Genomic DNA, 16,885 nt, shown 5'->3' with positions numbered 1-16,885 from the left:
CGCCGCCGTCAGCGTCGTCTTGCCGTGGTCAACGTGACCAATCGTCCCGATGTTCACATGCGGTTTCGTACGTTCGAACTTTGCCTTACCCATGGGGGCCTCCTGCTAACTGGTCCGGCGGTGGGATGGCACCCACCCTACGGTTTCTGTGTAGGGTGGGTGAAACCCACCGGGCGTCAGGCGTATTTCGCCTGGATTTCGTCACTGATGTTCTGCGGCACCGGCTCGTAATGGTCGAACTGCATCGTGAACTGCGCACGGCCCGAAGACATCGAGCGTAGGGTGTTGATGTAGCCGAACATGTTGGCCAGCGGCACGAAGGCGTTGATGACATTCGCGTTGCCGCGGCTGTCCTGACCCTGCACCTGCCCCCGACGGGAGGTCAGGTCGCCGATGATGCCGCCGGTATATTCCTCGGGCGTCACCACCTCGACCTTCATGATCGGCTCGAGCAGCTTCGCACCGGCCTTCTTGAGACCTTCGCGCATCGCTGCACGCGAGGCGATCTCGAAGGCGAGGACCGACGAGTCCACGTCGTGATAGGCGCCATCCACCAGGGCCACCTTGAAGTCTATCACCGGGAAGCCCGCAAGCGGACCGGAATCCATCACCGACTGGATCCCCTTCTCGACACCGGGAATGTATTCCTTCGGCACCGCGCCGCCCACGATCTTGCTTTCGAAGCTGTAGCCCTCGCCCGCCGTCGTAGGCTCGATCACCAGCTTGATGCGCGCGAACTGGCCCGAACCACCGGTCTGCTTCTTGTGGGTATAGTCGATCTCGGCCTTGTGGCTGATGGTTTCGCGATAGGCCACCTGCGGCGCACCGATATTCGCCTCGACCTTGAACTCCCGCTTCATGCGGTCGACAAGGATGTCGAGGTGAAGTTCGCCCATGCCCTTCATGATGGTCTGGCCGGACTCGATGTCGGTCTCGACGCGGAAGGACGGATCCTCGGCGGCCAGACGTTGCAGCGCCTGGGCCATCTTCTCCTGGTCGGCCTTGGTCTTGGGTTCGACCGCGATCTCGATCACCGGCTCGGGGAAAGTCATGGTTTCCAGCACGACGGGCTTCGCAGCATCGCAAAGTGTGTCCCCGGTGGTGGTTTCCTTCAGGCCCGCCAACGCGATGATGTCGCCCGCGAAAGCCTCGTCGATTTCCTCGCGGTTGTTGGAGTGCATCATCATCATCCGGCCGACACGCTCACGCTTGCCCTTGGTCGCGTTGAGCATCTGGTCGCCCTTCTTGAGCTGACCGGAATAGATCCGCGTGAAGGTGAGCGAACCGACGAACGGGTCGTTCATGATCTTGAACGCAAGGCCCGCGAAGGGCTGCGCGTCATCGGCCGACCGCTCGATGTTGCGGGTCTCGGTGTCGTCGCCGGGCGCAAAGCCCATATAGGCCGGCACGTCGAGCGGGCTCGGCAGGAAGTCAATCACCGAGTTCAGCAGCGGCTGGACGCCCTTGTTCTTGAACGCCGACCCCGCGGTCACCGGCACGAAGGACAGGCTGAGCGTGCCCTTGCGGATCAGCTTGCGCAGCGTGGCCTCGTCGGGCTCGTTGCCTTCGAGATAGGCTTCCATCGCGACATCGTCCTGCTCGACGGCAAGCTCGACCAGCGTGGCGCGCCATTCGTCGGCCAGATCCTTCAGCTCGTCGCGGATCGGCTGGCGGGTCCAGGAAGCGCCCAGATCCTCGCCCTTCCAGGTCCACTCTTCCATCGAGATCAGGTCGATGATGCCCTCGAGATTGTCCTCAGCCCCGATCGGCAGCGCGATCGGCGCGGGCGTGGCGCCCGTGCGGTCCTTGATCATCTTGACGCAGTTGAAGAAATCGGCACCGATCTTGTCCATCTTGTTGACGAACACGATGCGCGGCACCTTGTAGCGGTCGGCCTGGCGCCAGACGGTCTCGGTCTGCGGCTCGACGCCGGCATTGGCGTCCAGCAGGCAGATCGCCCCGTCGAGCACGGCAAGCGAACGCTCAACCTCGATGGTGAAGTCGACGTGTCCGGGCGTGTCGATGATGTTGAACCGGAACTTGGTGTCGGACATCCCCTCGGCGGTCGGATCCTCCTGGCGCTGCCAGAAGGTCGTGGTCGCGGCGGAGGTGATGGTGATCCCGCGCTCCTGCTCTTGCTCCATCCAGTCCATGGTGGCGGCGCCATCATGGACCTCGCCAAGCTTGTGGGACTTGCCGGTATAGAACAGGATACGCTCGGTCGTGGTGGTCTTGCCGGCGTCGATATGCGCCATGATACCGAAGTTTCGGTAGCGCTCGAGGGGGTATTCGCGTGCCATTGGTTCGGTTCCCGGCCTTGTCTGTTACCAGCGGTAGTGGCTGAACGCCTTGTTGGCGTCGGCCATCTTGTGGGTATCTTCGCGCTTCTTCACCGCAGTGCCGCGGGACTGGACGGCATCAACCAGTTCGCCCGCCAGGCGCTCTTCCATGGTGTTCTCGTTGCGCTTGCGGCTGGCGTCGATCAGCCAGCGGATCGCCAGCGCCTCGCGGCGCTCGGGGCGCACCTCGACAGGCACCTGGTAGGTGGCACCGCCGACCCGGCGCGAGCGCACCTCGACCGAGGGCTTCACGTTGTCGAGCGCCTCATGAAAGACCTCGATCGGGGCGCGCTTGAGGCGGCTCTCGACGCGGTCCAGCGCAGAGTAGACGATGCGCTCGGCGACCGATTTCTTGCCGTCGACCATCAGGTTGTTCATGAATTTCGTGAGCACCCGATCACCGAACTTGGCATCGGGCAGGACTTCGCGCTTTTCGGCGGCGTGGCGGCGGGACATCGACGTCTCTCCTTACTTCGGACGCTTGGCGCCGTATTTCGAACGGCGCTGCTTGCGGTCTTTGACGCCCTGGGTATCCAGCACACCGCGCAGGATGTGGTAGCGGACACCCGGAAGGTCCTTAACCCGGCCGCCGCGGATCAGCACGACCGAGTGTTCCTGGAGGTTGTGGCTCTCGCCGGGGATGTAGCTGATCACCTCGAAGCCGTTGGTGAGGCGCACCTTGGCAACCTTCCGCATGGCCGAGTTCGGCTTCTTCGGCGTGGTGGTGTAGACGCGCGTGCAAACACCCCGCTTTTGCGGACAGCCCTGCAGGTGCTGGGACTTCTGGCGTTTGACTTTCGGCTGCCGCGGCTTGCGGATCAGCTGCTGGATTGTCGGCATTCCGGTTCCCCGTGTTGCAACCCGTTCAAATCTCGTCTTCGTCGGCGCCTCGTGCGTCCACGAAACGCGAAAGCCGCATTCGCTCCCTTCTGTCCGGGAACGACGCGGTGGAATTCCAGAGGATCGGGGCCTGAGGCCCGGATCTTGACCACTTCAGTTCTGATTTCAGGCATGGCGGACAAAGCCGCCGACCCGAGTTCGCGCCGTATAGGGGGAGTCGGGGGGGTTGTCAACACCGATGGGACAGGCTCGGGCGGACAACATCGGGGCGTGGCGCTCAGACAGCTTGTCGAAACACCATTCGCCCCGCCGTCCAGCGCCCCCACCAGACTGAAAACGCCCCTACCATCGCTGGCAGAGGCGTTCTTCTATTGCAGGAAGGCCGCCTATTCGTCGCGGCTTTCGGGTGTTTCGACCAAGCCGAAATCGTCCTCGTCCGGCTCCATCACGTCCATGGGCGCAACAAGGGCCGCTGCCGCTTCGGCCTCGGCGCGGCGGGCCTCGATCACCTTCTGGTCTCGCTCGGAGGCAATGCGGCGCACGCGCTGACTGGCCCCACCGGTGCCCGCCGGGATCAGTCGACCGACGATGACGTTTTCCTTTAGGCCCACCAGCTTGTCGCGCTTGCCCTGAACGGCGGCCTCGGTCAGCACCCGCGTCGTTTCCTGGAACGAGGCGGCCGAGATGAACGACCGGGTCTGCAGCGACGCCTTGGTGATGCCAAGCAGGATCGGCTGGCCATCAGCGGCACGCCCGCCCTTGGCCATGACCTTCTCGTTGGCCGCGTCGAACTCGGCCTTGTCGACATGCTCACCCTTGAGCAGCGTGGTATCGCCCGAGTCGAGGATCTCCCACTTCTGCAGCATCTGGCGGACGATTACCTCGATATGCTTGTCGTTGATCTTCACGCCCTGCAGACGATAGACCTCCTGCACCTCGTCGATCATGTAATTGGCCAACGCCTCGACCCCCATGATCGCGAGGATGTCATGCGGTGCGGGGTTGCCGTCCATGATGTAGTCGCCACGCTGGATGAAATCGCCTTCCTGCACGGGGATGTGCTTGCCCTTGGGCACCATGTATTCCACTGGCTCAAGCGTGTCGTCGGCAGGTTCGATGGTGATCCGGCGCTTGTTCTTGTAGTCGCGCCCGAACCGCACATAGCCGTCGATCTCGGCGATGATCGCGTGGTCCTTGGGACGGCGCGCCTCGAACAGTTCCGCCACGCGGGGCAGACCCCCGGTGATGTCTTTGGTCTTGGCCCCCTCGCGCGGGATCCGCGCGACGACGTCGCCGGCCTTGACCTCCTGGCCGTCCTCGATCGAGAGGATCGCATCGACCGACATCGGATAGGTCACCGGGTTGCCTTGGTCGTTCCGGACCGGTTCGCCGGTTTCGGGATCGACGACGAAGACCTCGGGCTTGAGATCGCCGCCCTTGGGCGCGGTGCGCCAGTCGGTGACGATCTTCTGGGTCATGCCCGTCGCGTCATCGGTCTCGTCACGCACCGAGATCCCGGTATAGAGGTCGACGAACTTGGCCACGCCCGCCTTCTCGGCGATGATCGGCAGGGTGTAGGGGTCCCATTCGAACAGCTTGTCGCCACGCCTGACCGTGGCGCCCTCGGTCACGAAGACCTTGGTGCCGTAGCCGACCTTGTGGCTCGCGCGCTCCACCCCGTTTTCGTCGATGATCGCAAGCTGCATGTTGCGGCCCATCACGATCTGGTCGTCCGAAGCGTTGGTCAGCAGGTTCGGGTTGCGGAACTCGATCCGGCCCTCCTGACTGGCCTCCTGGAAGGACTGCTGGCCGCCCTGAGCGATGCCGCCGATGTGGAAGGTCCGCATCGTGAGCTGGGTGCCCGGCTCGCCGATCGACTGGGCGGCGATGATGCCGACCGCCTCGCCGACATTGACCATCGTGCCGCGGGCAAGGTCGCGCCCGTAGCAGGCGGCGCAAACGCCTTCCTCGGCCTCGCAGGTCAGCGGGCTGCGGATGCGTACCGTCGCCACGCCCGCCTTCTCGATCGCGTCGGCCTTGCGCTCGTCGATCAGTTCGTTGCGGCTGACCAGCACCTCGTCGGTGCCGGGTTTCAGCACGTCATCGGCCGCGACACGGCCCAGCAGACGCTCGGACAGTGAGGCCACGACCTCGCCATCATTGACCGCCGCCTCGCAGGTGATCGCCTTGTCGGTGCCGCAATCGTTCTGACGCACGATGCAGTCCTGCGCGACATCCACCAGACGCCGGGTCAGGTAGCCCGAGTTCGCGGTCTTGAGCGCGGTATCGGCCAGACCCTTGCGGGCGCCGTGGGTGGAGTTGAAGTATTCAAGAACGGTCAGGCCTTCCTTGAAGTTCGAGATGATCGGCGTCTCGATGATCTCGCCCGACGGCTTGGCCATCAGGCCGCGCATGCCGCCCAACTGCTTCATCTGGGCGGGCGAGCCGCGCGCGCCCGAGTGGGACATCATGTAGACCGAGTTCGGTTCCTTCTCGGCACCGGTGTCGTCCACGCGGACGGCCGAGATCTCGGCCATCATCGCGGCGGCCACCTCGTCGGAACATTTCGACCAGGCATCGACGACCTTGTTGTACTTCTCACCCTGGGTGATGAGGCCGTCCATGTACTGCTGTTCGAACTCCTTCACCTGGTCGCGGACGCCCTCGACGATGGTCCATTTCGAGTCCGGAATGACCATGTCGTCCTTGCCGAACGAGATGCCGGCCTTGAACGCCTCGCGGAAGCCCATGCCCATGATCTGATCACAGAAGATGACCGATTCCTTCTGGCCACAATAGCGGTAGACGGTGTCGATGACCTGCTGCACCTCCTTCTTGCGCAGAAGGCGGTTGACCAGTTCGAACGGCGCCTTGGCGTTCAGCGGCAGCAGCGCGCCCAGACGCACCCGGCCGGGCGTCGTCTCGTAACGCTTCATCACCTCGTTGCCGTGCTCGTCGATCTGCTTGATCCGCGCCGTGATCTTCGCGTGCAGATGCACCTCGCCCGCGTCCAGCGCGTGCTGCACCTCGTCGACATCGGCGAAGGCCATGCCCTCGCCCTTCATGCCCTGGCGTTCCATCGAGACGTAGTAGAGGCCCAGCACCATGTCCTGCGAGGGCACGATGATCGGCGCGCCGTTGGCGGGCGAAAGCACGTTGTTGGTGGACATCATCAGCACGCGCGCCTCGAGCTGGGCTTCCAGCGAAAGGGGCACATGGACGGCCATCTGGTCGCCGTCGAAGTCCGCGTTGAAGGCCGAGCAGACCAGCGGGTGAAGCTGGATCGCCTTGCCCTCGATCAGGATCGGTTCGAACGCCTGGATGCCCAGACGGTGCAGCGTCGGCGCGCGGTTCAGCAGCACCGGATGTTCGCGGATCACCTCGTCGAGAATGTCCCAGACCTCGGGACGTTCCTTCTCGACCAGCTTCTTCGCCTGCTTGACGGTCGAGGACAGCCCCTTCGCCTCCAGCCGCGAATAGATGAACGGCTTGAACAGCTCGAGCGCCATCTTCTTGGGCAGGCCGCACTGGTGCAGCTTGAGTTCAGGCCCGGTCACGATCACCGAACGGCCCGAGAAGTCCACACGCTTGCCGAGCAGGTTCTGCCGGAACCGGCCCTGCTTGCCCTTCAGCATGTCGCTGAGCGACTTCAGCGGGCGCTTGTTGGCACCCGTGATGACGCGGCCGCGGCGGCCGTTGTCGAACAGTGCGTCCACCGATTCCTGCAGCATCCGCTTTTCGTTGCGCACAATGATGTCGGGCGCGCGCAGTTCGATCAGCCGTTTCAGACGGTTGTTGCGGTTTATGACCCGGCGGTAAAGGTCGTTCAGGTCCGAGGTGGCGAAGCGGCCGCCATCGAGCGGCACCAGCGGACGCAGTTCCGGCGGGATGACCGGGATCACGGTTAGAACCATCCATTCCGGCCGGTTGCCCGATTCGAGGAAACTTTCGACAACCTTCAGCCGCTTGATGATTTTCTTGGGCTTCAGCTCGCCGGTGGCCTCTTTCAGTTCCTCGCGCAGGCGCTCGGCGTCGGCCTCGAGGTCGATCTGGGCCAGCATGTCGCGGATCGCCTCAGCGCCGATCCCGGCGGTGAACGCATCCGAGCCGTACTGGTCCTGGGCGTCGAGATATTCTTCCTCGGTCATCATCTGGCCGTAGGAGAGATCCGTCAGGCCGGGCTCGATCACGACGTAGTTCTCGAAATACAGCACGCGTTCCAGATCGCGCAGCGTCATGTCCAGCATCAGGCCGATGCGGCTGGGCAGCGATTTCAGGAACCAGATATGCGCGACGGGGGCGGCCAGTTCGATATGGCCCATGCGCTCGCGCCGGACCTTCTGCAGCGTCACCTCGACGCCGCATTTCTCGCAGACGACGCCGCGATACTTCATGCGCTTGTACTTGCCGCACAGGCACTCGTAATCCTTGATCGGCCCGAAGATCCGCGCACAGAACAGCCCGTCACGCTCGGGCTTGAAGGTGCGGTAGTTGATCGTCTCGGGCTTCTTGATCTCGCCATAGGACCAGCTGAGGATCCGTTCCGGCGAGGCGAGCGAGACCTTGATCTCGTCGAACTGCTTGGGCGCGGCGAGCGGGTTGAAGGGGTTCGTGGTCAGTTCCTGGTTCATCGTTCGATCCTTGAAAGGCTGGCGGAAAGGAGGAAGGGCGGTGGGTTGGCACCCACCCTACGAAACCGGCGTAGGGTGGGTGAAACCCACCATTCGGGGCTTGCCCTACTCGTCCTCCTCCGCGTCCAGGAGTTCCATGTTCAGCCCGAGGCCGCGGACTTCCTTCACCAGAACGTTGAAGGATTCCGGCACGCCGGCCTCGAAATTGTCCTCGCCCTTGACGATCGACTCGTAGACCTTGGTCCGGCCTGCCACGTCGTCGGATTTCACCGTCAGCATCTCCTGCAGGGTGTAGGCCGCGCCATAGGCTTCCAGCGCCCAGACCTCCATCTCGCCGAAACGCTGGCCGCCGAACTGGGCCTTGCCGCCCAGGGGCTGCTGGGTGACCAGGCTGTAGGGTCCGGTCGAGCGCGCGTGGATCTTGTCGTCCACCAGGTGGTGCAGCTTGAGGATGTACTTGACGCCCACGGTCACGGGGCGGGCAAAGCGCTCGCCCGTGCGGCCGTCGAACAGCACCGACTGCCCCGAGGTGTCGAAGCCCGCGCGTTTCAGCGCGTCGTTGACATCGGCCTCCTTGGCGCCGTCGAAGACAGGTGTCGCGATCGGCACGCCGCGGGTCACCGTCGAGGCGGCCTCGATCAGGGTTCCCTCGTCCATGTCCCTGATGCCCTCTTCGTAGACATCGTCGCCATAGGCCAGCCGCATCGCCTCGCGCACCGGGGTCAGGTCGCCCGTGCGCCGGTATTCGCCCAGCGCATCGTCGATCTTGATCCCCAGGCCGCGCGCGGCCCAGCCCATATGGGTTTCGAGGATCTGGCCCACATTCATCCGCGAGGGCACGCCCAACGGGTTGAGGACGATATCGACGGGCGTGCCATCCGCGAGGAAGGGCATGTCCTCCATCGGCACGACCTTGGAGACGACGCCCTTGTTGCCGTGACGGCCGGCCATCTTGTCGCCGGGTTGCAGCTTGCGCTTCACCGCGATGAAGACCTTGACCATCTTCATCACGCCGGGCGGCAGGTCGTCGCCGCGGCGCACCTTTTCGACCTTGTCCTCGAAGCGGTGGTCGAGCGCGCGGCGCTGGGCCTCGAACTGGGCGTTCAGCGCCTCGACCTCGGCGGCGTCCTGTTCGCCTTCAAGCGCCAGTTGCCACCACTGTCCGCGCGAGAGCGAGGCCAGCAGATCCTCGGTGATCTGTGCATTCGCGGGGACGCCCTTGGGCCCCTTGACCGCCACCTTGCCCAGGATCATCGACTTCAGGCGCGCATAGATGTTGCGTTCGAGGATCGCCAGCTCGTCATCGCGGTCGCGGGCAAGGCTTTCCACCGCCTCGCGCTCGATCTGCAGCGCGCGCTCGTCCTTGTCGACGCCGTGACGGTTGAACACGCGCACCTCGACCACGGTGCCGTAATCGCCCGGCGGCAGGCGCAGCGAGGTATCGCGCACGTCGGACGCCTTCTCGCCGAAGATGGCGCGCAGCAGTTTCTCCTCGGGCGTCATCGGGCTTTCGCCCTTGGGCGTGATCTTGCCCACAAGGATGTCGCCCGGGCCGACCTCGGCGCCGATATAGACGATGCCCGCCTCGTCGAGATTGCGCAGCGCCTCTTCGCCCACGTTCGGGATGTCGCGGGTGATTTCCTCGGGCCCGAGCTTTGTATCGCGGGCGGCGACCTCGAATTCCTCGATATGGATCGAGGTGAAGACGTCATCACGCGCGATGCGTTCCGAGATCAGGATCGAGTCCTCGTAGTTGTAGCCGTTCCAGGGCATGAAGGCGACGATCACGTTGCGGCCGACCGCCAGTTCGCCCATGTCGGTGCAGGGGCCGTCGGCGATCACCTCGCCCTTGGTGACCGTGTCGCCCACCTTCACCAGAGGACGCTGGTTGATGCAGCTGTTCTGGTTCGAGCGCTGGAACTTGCGCAGGCGGTAGATGTCCACGCCCGCGTCGCCCAGTTCCAGATCCTCGGTGGCCCGCACGACGACCCGCTGGGCATCGACCTGGTCGATGACGCCCGCCCGGCGCGCCTGGATTGCGGCCCCACTGTCGATGGCGACCTTGCGCTCCATCCCCGTTCCGACGAAGGGCGCCTCGGCCTGGATCAGCGGCAACGCCTGGCGCTGCATGTTCGAACCCATCAGCGCTCGGTTGGCGTCGTCGTTTTCAAGGAACGGGATCAGCGAGGCAGCGACCGACACCAGCTGCTTCGGCGACACGTCGATCAGGTCGACGCTTTCGCGCGGCGCCATGGTGTATTCGCCCGACTGGCGGGTGTTCACCAGATCGTTGACGAAACGGCCCTGCTCGTCGAGATTCGCGTTCGCCTGGGCGACGGTGTGGCGCATCTCCTCGGTGGCGGACATGTAGTTGACCTCGTCGGTCACCTGCCCGTCGACCACCTTGCGATAGGGCGTCTCGATGAAGCCGTACTTGTTCACCCGCGCGAACGTCGCGAGGCTGTTGATCAGGCCGATATTCGGGCCTTCCGGCGTCTCGATCGGGCACATCCGGCCGTAATGGGTCGGGTGCACATCGCGCACCTCGAAGCCCGCGCGCTCCCGCGTCAGGCCGCCCGGGCCAAGCGCCGAGAGGCGGCGTTTATGCGTGACTTCGGACAGCGGGTTGGTCTGGTCCATGAACTGCGACAGCTGCGAGGAGCCGAAGAACTCGCGCACCGCGGCCGCCGCGGGTTTCGCGTTGATCAGATCCTGCGGCATCACCGTGTCGATCTCGACCGAGGACATGCGCTCCTTGATGGCGCGTTCCATCCGCAGCAGGCCCACGCGATACTGGTTCTCCATCAGTTCGCCGACCGAGCGCACCCGGCGGTTGCCCAGATGGTCGATATCGTCGATCTCGCCCTTGCCGTCGCGCAGTTCCGTCAGCGCCTTGACGCAGGCGATGATGTCGTCGCGGCGCAGGGTGCGCTGGGTGTCGGGCGCGTCGAGCGCGAGGCGCATGTTCATCTTGACCCGGCCTACCGCCGACAGGTCGTAGCGTTCCGCATCGAAGAACAGAGATTCGAACAGATTTGTGGCGGCCTCGACGGTGGGAGGCTCGCCCGGGCGCATGACGCGGTAGATGTCCATCAGCGCGGTGTCGCGGCCGAGATTCTTGTCCGCCGCCATGGTGTTGCGGATATAGGGGCCGACATTGATGTTGTCGATGTCGAGCACCGGGATGTCGGTGATGCCCGCATCCAGCAGCGTCTTGAGCGTGCCACCCGACACCTCGCCGTCGCGGCCGATTTCCCAGGTCAACTCGTCACCGGCTTCGACATAGATCGCGCCCGTTTCCTCGTTGATGATGTCCTTGGCGACATAGCGACCGACGATGTGATCGAATGGGACAAGAAGCTCGGTGACCTTTCCTTCTTCGATCAGCTTCTTGACCTGCCGCGGCGTGACCTTGTCACCGGCCTTGCAGATCACCTCGCCGGTGGCGGCATCCACCAGATCGTAGCCAGGCCGCGTGCCGCGCACGCGCTCGGGGAAGAACCGGGTGACCCAGCCGCGGCTCTTCTCGAGTTTGAAGTCGACCGTTTCGTAATAGGCATCCATGATGCCTTCCTGATCCAGCCCCAGCGCATAAAGCAGCGTGGTGACCGGCAGCTTGCGGCGCCGGTCGATGCGCGCAAAGACGATGTCCTTGGCGTCGAACTCGAAATCCAGCCACGAGCCGCGATAGGGGATGATGCGGCAGGCAAACAGCAGCTTGCCCGAGCTGTGCGTCTTGCCCTTGTCATGGTCGAAGAAGACGCCAGGCGAGCGGTGCATCTGGGAAACGATCACCCGCTCGGTGCCGTTGACGATGAAGGTACCGTTCGGCGTCATGAGCGGCATGTCGCCCATGAACACGTCCTGCTCCTTGATGTCCTTGACCGATTTGGCGCCGGTATCCTCGTCGATATCGAACACGATCAGGCGCAGCGTGACCTTCAGCGGGGCCGCATAGGTCATGTCGCGCTGCATGCATTCCTCGACGTCGTATTTCGGCTTTTCAAGCTCGTATTTCACGAACTCCAGCACCGACGTCTCGTTGAAATCCTTGATCGGGAAGACCGACTGGAACACCCCCTGGATGCCCTCGCCATCGGCGGGCACCGGTCCGTCGCCCGAGTTCAGAAACAGGTCATACGAGGACTTCTGCACCTCGATGAGGTTCGGCATCTCCAGCACTTCGCTGATCTTGCCGTAATATTTGCGGAGTCGCTTCTGGCCAAGGTAGGTCTGCGCCATGTCTGTGGTCTCACCTTTCGTCTGTCGCGTCTGCGCGATGCCGTCGGGCCACGGCCGCGCGCCGCTCACGAAACAGGGGGAGAGGCTCCATTCCTGCAAGCCGTCCCACCGGCCGCTCCCGAACCTCGAACCGCGCCTTGAAAAGGGCTTGGGCGATGCAAGCCCTTTTCAAGACAGGTTCGGCCGGACCCGGAATTTGTCCCCCGGGCCCAGCCTTTTCATGCGGATCGCGGGCAGCATGCCCGCGCCTGGATCACTTGAGCTCGACTTCGGCGCCAGCCGCCTCGAGCTTGCCCTTGATCTCTTCGGCTTCGGCCTTGGAGACCTGCTCCTTGACGGCCTTGCCGCCGGCCTCGACGAGGTCCTTGGCTTCCTTGAGGCCGAGACCGGTGATCGCGCGGACTTCCTTGATCACGTTGATCTTGTTGGCGCCGGCGTTCTTGAGGATCACGTCGAACTCGGTCTGCTCTTCGGCAGCGGCGGCATCGCCACCGGCGGCGGGACCGGCCATCATAACGGCGCCGCCGGCGGCGGGCTCGATGCCGTATTCGTCTTTCAGGATCGTTTTCAGTTCCTGGGCCTCGAGCAGCGTGAGGTTCACGATCTCTTCGGCAAGTTTCTTCAGATCAGCCATTTTCTGTTCCGTTCTTTACACATGTTCTGTTCCAACGCGAGGCCAGTGCAGCCCACGCGGGATCACGAAGTTGCTCAAGCGGCTTCCGCACGCTCCTCAATGGTCGAGAGGATGCTTGCGATATTGGAAGCGGGCGCGCCAATGGCACCGGCGATGTTGCTGGCGGGTGCACCGATGCAGCCGACGATCGAGGCGATAAGCTCCTCGCGCGACGGCATGTCGGACACTGCCTTGACACCGGCCCGGTCCAGGGCCGTCTCACCCATCGCCCCGCCGAGGATCTCGAATTTCGAGTTGTCCTTGGCAAAGGCTTCCGCGACCTTGGCTGCCGCCACGGGGTCTTCGGAATAGGTGAGCACGGTCATGCCCGTCAGAAGGCTGGCGATGCTGGCGCAAGGCTTTCCTTCCAGGGCGATCTTGGCGAGCCTGTTCTTGGCGACGCGTACGGATCCGCCCGCCGCACGCATGCGCGCGCGCAGATCCTGCATCTCGGCAACCGTGAGACCCGCGTAGTGTGCAACCACCACGACGCCAGAGCTTTCGAAGATCTGGCCGAGTTCCTCGACCACTTTCTCTTTCTGGGCTCTATCCACAGTTTCACTCCAGTTTGGGGGTCTCCCCCCGGCTCAGGTCTGCCGGACCGAAGTCCGGCGTTCGGGTCCGCGAGGTCCCGAGGCCAGGATCGCCCGAAGGTCAGACCTTCGCGAAATCTGTCTCGTTTCCCCATCTCGGGAAGGACATTAAGCGCCCCCAGCGGGCCGCACCCTCCGTCTCGGACAGGACGGGGCGTCGCCGCCCCGCCATTCCCGGGCACGAGACCCGGAAATTCGCGTGAGAATAGGCGTCAGCCTATCCTTAATCAATTGCCGGTTGCCGAGGCAACATCGACCGACACGCCCGGCCCCATGGTCGAGCTGAGCGACACCTTCTTCATGTAGGTGCCCTTGGCGCCCGAGGGCTTGGCCCGGCTGACCGCACCCACGAAGGCGCGCACGTTCTCGACCAGCTTGCCCTCGTCGAACGAGGCCTTGCCGATGCCGGCATGCACGACGCCCGCCTTCTCGGCACGGAACTGCACCTCGCCGCCCTTGGCGTTCTTGACCGCCTCGGCCACGTCCATCGTCACCGTGCCGACCTTGGGGTTCGGCATGAGGTTGCGCGGGCCGAGGATTTTCCCCAGCCGCCCGACGACCGGCATCATGTCCGGCGTCGCGATGCAGCGGTCGAACTCGATCGTGCCGCCCTGGATCGTTTCCATCAGATCTTCGGCACCGACGATCTCGGCACCCGCCGCCCGGGCCTCGTCGGCCTTGGGGCCGCGAGCGAAGACCGCCACGCGCACATCCTTGCCGGTGCCGTTGGGCAGCGTGACCACGCCGCGGACCATCTGGTCGGCGTGCCGCGGATCTACACCGAGGTTCAGCGCGATCTCGACGGTCTCGTCGAACTTGGCATTCGCGTTCGACTTGATCAGGGCCACCGCCTCCTCGACGCTGAGGTTTTCCTTGTCGCCGACGGCTGCGCGCGCGGCGCGCACACGTTTTCCATGCTTTGCCATCGCGCTTACCCTTTCACCTCGATGCCCATCGAACGGGCCGACCCCAGGATGATCTGCATCGCGCCTTCGATGTCGTTGGCGTTCAGATCCTTCATCTTCGTCTCGGCGATCTCGCGCACCTGCGCCACCGTCACCGTGCCCGCAACGTCGCGGCCGGGCTTTTCCGAGCCCTTGGCACGGTTGCGCTTGCCGACCGGCTTGAGACCCGCCGCCTTCTTCAGGAGGAAGGACGCAGGCGGCGTCTTGATCTCCATCGCGAAGGACTTGTCCTGGTAGTAGGTGATGACCGTCGGACAGGGGGCGCCGGGCTCCAGATCCTGGGTCTTGGCGTTGAACTGCTTGCAGAATTCCATGATGTTGATGCCGCGCTGACCGAGCGCGGGACCAACGGGCGGGCTGGGATTCGCCTGGCCTGCCTTCACTTGCAGCTTCAGCTTGCCGATTACCTTCTTGGCCATAAGGCCCTCTCCTTCTTCTCACCGCGCCGGACCCACGCGAGGGTGGCGCATCGGTTTAGTGGTCCGGCGTTCGGGCGCGCCCGCCCGCCTCCCACGGCTTCGCGTCAGGCCCCCTTGGAGACCTGCGTGAATTCCAGTTCGACCGGCGTTGCCCGACCGAAGATCGACACCGTCACCTTCAGGCGCTGGTTGTCGTCATCCACTTCCTCGACCATGCCCGAGAAGCCCTCGAACGGGCCGTCAGTCACGCTGACATTCTCGCCGATCTCGTAGGTGATGAGCGAGCGCGGCTGCACCTCGCCCTCCTCGACCCGGTTCAGGATCTGGTTCACCTCCTCGTCGCGCATCGGCATCGGCTTGCCCTGCGGGCCCAGAAAGCCCGTGACCCGGTTGATCTGGCTGATGAGGTGATAGCCGCGATCGCTCATGTCCATGCGCACCAGCACATAGCCGGGCATGAAGCGGCGTTCGGCGGTCACCTTCTTGCCGCGGCGGATCTCGATCACCTCTTCGGTGGGCACGAGAACCTCTTCGATCTCATCCTCGAGACCGGCATCGGCGACAGCTGTCCTGATCTGTTCGGCGACCTTCTTCTCGAAGTTCGAGAGCACGCTCACCGAATACCACCGCTTCGCCATCTTGCCCCTTACCTCGCGTCCACCGGCCTTGGGCCGTTTTCTCTTTGCGACCTACGCTTTCCGGAACAAAAAACAGCGCGCAACCCGAATCGATGCACGCCGGAGCCCAGAACAGCGTTCGCCTTACAGATGTGATCCCCACCTTTCAAGCCCGCTGGCCTGAAAATCGGCAGGCTCAGCCAAAAAAGCCTAGGATCAACTGAAGCCCCGAGCGGATCATCCAGTCCACGAAGAAGAAGAAGATCGCCGTCAGGGTTGCCATGATCAGGACCATGACGGTGCTCAGACCGACCTCGCGCCGGGTCGGCCAGACGACCTTGGAGACCTCGGACCGGGTCTGCTGGATGAACTGGAGCGGATTGGCCATGGCCGTGATGGTCCCGTTTCTCGTGCCGATAGGGGGCGAGATACGCGCTTGGCGCCGTGATTGCAAGGGCGCAGGCCGGGCGGACGACGACCTAACGACGGTCCGCATCGGCAGAGAGTTGCGAAAAGCGGTCGCCCCGGCGGCCCGAGCGACCACCCGCGGACAGGTAGCGCGCCCGGAGGAACCCGATCAGTCGACCCAGCACGAAGATGCCGGCTGCCAGCCCGAGAACCGCCAAGGCGAGTCCGATCATGGCGGGGTCGGGTCCGGCCTCCGTGGTGAAACCGGGCAGGGCGGGTGCGGCCACGGGCGGTTCGGCGGACAGCGGCTCGACCGCCGGGGCGACGAGCCATTTCGCCCCCGGCGCGTCGCGCGCCAGAAGCGTAGCGGGCAGCGCCATAGCGGCCAGCCAGACCTGAATTGCAAGAATGCTGCGCATCTTTCCCCGCCTGCTACAATCGCCGTCCAAGCGCGCGTCGGGACAACCGACGCGCATTCCAGGATCATCGGCCGCTGCCATGGCAGCGATGGGGCGCCGCGACGACCCCATGACGGCATGTGCGGAGTATTGGCCTGGCAGGGGCGGAGGGACTCGAACCCCCGGCCCTCGGTTTTGGAGACCGATGCTCTACCAACTGAGCTACACCCCTAGGCCGAGCCCCGGTTACGTCACCGGGGCGGCGGAATCAAGCCCGGTTTTTCGCCCGCGCCCCGGTTTCGCAGCCACCCGTGCGCCGCCCCGATTTCTGCAACCGCCCGGTCCGACCTCGAGATTCGCAACCTGTACGACGTTGCGCCGTGGAACACGCCGTAGATCGTGGCAATCGGGGCGACCGCGGCCACCCCGGCAATGGCGAACGCGAGCAAGCGACGACTTTCCTTCCTGTTCGTCCGCATGCGAGTCGCGCGGCACCGGGCGCGTCCGGCACTGCGCCCGAACCAATCGCAGCGCATTTCTTCCAGAGCCGATCCCGCTGCGCCCAAAGACTGCCCCGCATGCCGCCACCGACTGCCACGAGCATCCGCCCATGCGAGCGGTGCAGCAAAGAGAAGGGCGCACCGCAGTGGGCGCGCCCCTCGTCCTTCTTGCCCTCGGGCTGATGGGTCGGCTTTCGCCGACCCGGCCGTGATTTCGGTTACTCGATGATCTTGGAGACGACGCCGGCGCCGACGGTGCG

At 64.3% G+C, this 16,885-nt stretch carries 13 protein-coding genes and 1 tRNA gene; all 14 read right to left on the bottom strand.

What is annotated here, in order from left to right:
- Nucleotides 1–93 (bottom strand): GTP-binding protein (locus EV216_RS17420; RefSeq protein WP_132693438.1); only part of this gene is annotated, 93 nt, incomplete at its 3' end.
- 83 nt (nt 94–176) lie between these two features.
- Nucleotides 177–2,300: an elongation factor G gene (gene fusA / locus EV216_RS17415; RefSeq protein ID WP_132697052.1), complete on the bottom strand. Its 2,124-nt coding sequence runs from the start codon at nt 2,298–2,300 to the stop codon at nt 177–179.
- Nucleotides 2,301–2,324: 24 nt separating this feature from the next.
- Entirely contained in the window at nt 2,325–2,795 is a 471-nt protein-coding gene (gene rpsG / locus EV216_RS17410) for a 30S ribosomal protein S7 (protein WP_132697050.1), read from the bottom strand.
- A 12-nt stretch (nt 2,796–2,807) separates the two neighbouring features.
- Nucleotides 2,808–3,179: a 30S ribosomal protein S12 gene (gene rpsL, locus EV216_RS17405; protein WP_132546720.1), complete on the bottom strand. Its 372-nt coding sequence runs from the start codon at nt 3,177–3,179 to the stop codon at nt 2,808–2,810.
- 386 nt (nt 3,180–3,565) lie between these two features.
- The gene (gene rpoC, locus EV216_RS17400) at nt 3,566–7,810 is read right to left on the bottom strand and encodes a DNA-directed RNA polymerase subunit beta' (RefSeq protein ID WP_132697048.1); all 4,245 of its coding nucleotides are present in this window, start codon (nt 7,808–7,810) and stop codon (nt 3,566–3,568) included.
- Between the two features lie 105 nt (nt 7,811–7,915).
- Nucleotides 7,916–12,052, bottom strand: a complete 4,137-nt coding sequence (rpoB, locus tag EV216_RS17395) for a DNA-directed RNA polymerase subunit beta (protein ID WP_132697046.1) — start codon at nt 12,050–12,052, stop codon at nt 7,916–7,918.
- Nucleotides 12,053–12,305: 253 nt separating this feature from the next.
- Nucleotides 12,306–12,686, bottom strand: coding sequence for a 50S ribosomal protein L7/L12 (rplL, locus tag EV216_RS17390; protein WP_132697044.1), 381 nt, complete (start codon nt 12,684–12,686; stop codon nt 12,306–12,308).
- 74 nt (nt 12,687–12,760) lie between these two features.
- The gene (gene rplJ / locus EV216_RS17385; protein WP_132697042.1) at nt 12,761–13,279 is read right to left on the bottom strand and encodes a 50S ribosomal protein L10; all 519 of its coding nucleotides are present in this window, start codon (nt 13,277–13,279) and stop codon (nt 12,761–12,763) included.
- Between the two features lie 266 nt (nt 13,280–13,545).
- A complete protein-coding gene (gene rplA, locus EV216_RS17380) occupies nt 13,546–14,244 on the bottom strand; it encodes a 50S ribosomal protein L1 (protein ID WP_132697040.1) in 699 nt (232 codons plus the stop codon).
- Nucleotides 14,245–14,249: 5 nt separating this feature from the next.
- Entirely contained in the window at nt 14,250–14,702 is a 453-nt protein-coding gene (rplK, locus tag EV216_RS17375) for a 50S ribosomal protein L11 (protein WP_132697038.1), read from the bottom strand.
- Between the two features lie 104 nt (nt 14,703–14,806).
- The gene (nusG, locus tag EV216_RS17370; RefSeq protein ID WP_132697036.1) at nt 14,807–15,340 is read right to left on the bottom strand and encodes a transcription termination/antitermination protein NusG; all 534 of its coding nucleotides are present in this window, start codon (nt 15,338–15,340) and stop codon (nt 14,807–14,809) included.
- 175 nt (nt 15,341–15,515) lie between these two features.
- On the bottom strand, nt 15,516–15,707 hold the full coding sequence (secE, locus tag EV216_RS17365; RefSeq protein ID WP_132697034.1) for a preprotein translocase subunit SecE: 192 nt from the start codon (nt 15,705–15,707) through the stop codon (nt 15,516–15,518).
- Between the two features lie 91 nt (nt 15,708–15,798).
- Nucleotides 15,799–16,146, bottom strand: coding sequence for a hypothetical protein (locus EV216_RS17360; protein ID WP_132697032.1), 348 nt, complete (start codon nt 16,144–16,146; stop codon nt 15,799–15,801).
- A gap of 135 nt (nt 16,147–16,281) precedes the next feature.
- A tRNA-Trp gene (locus EV216_RS17355) sits at nt 16,282–16,357 on the bottom strand.
- Nucleotides 16,358–16,885: the final 528 nt, after the last annotated feature.

The sequence above is a fragment of the Rhodovulum steppense genome, from assembly GCF_004339675.1.
In the GTDB taxonomy this organism is placed as follows: Bacteria; Pseudomonadota; Alphaproteobacteria; order Rhodobacterales; family Rhodobacteraceae; genus Rhodovulum; species Rhodovulum steppense.
This window is presented reverse-complemented; position numbering and strand designations above follow the sequence as displayed.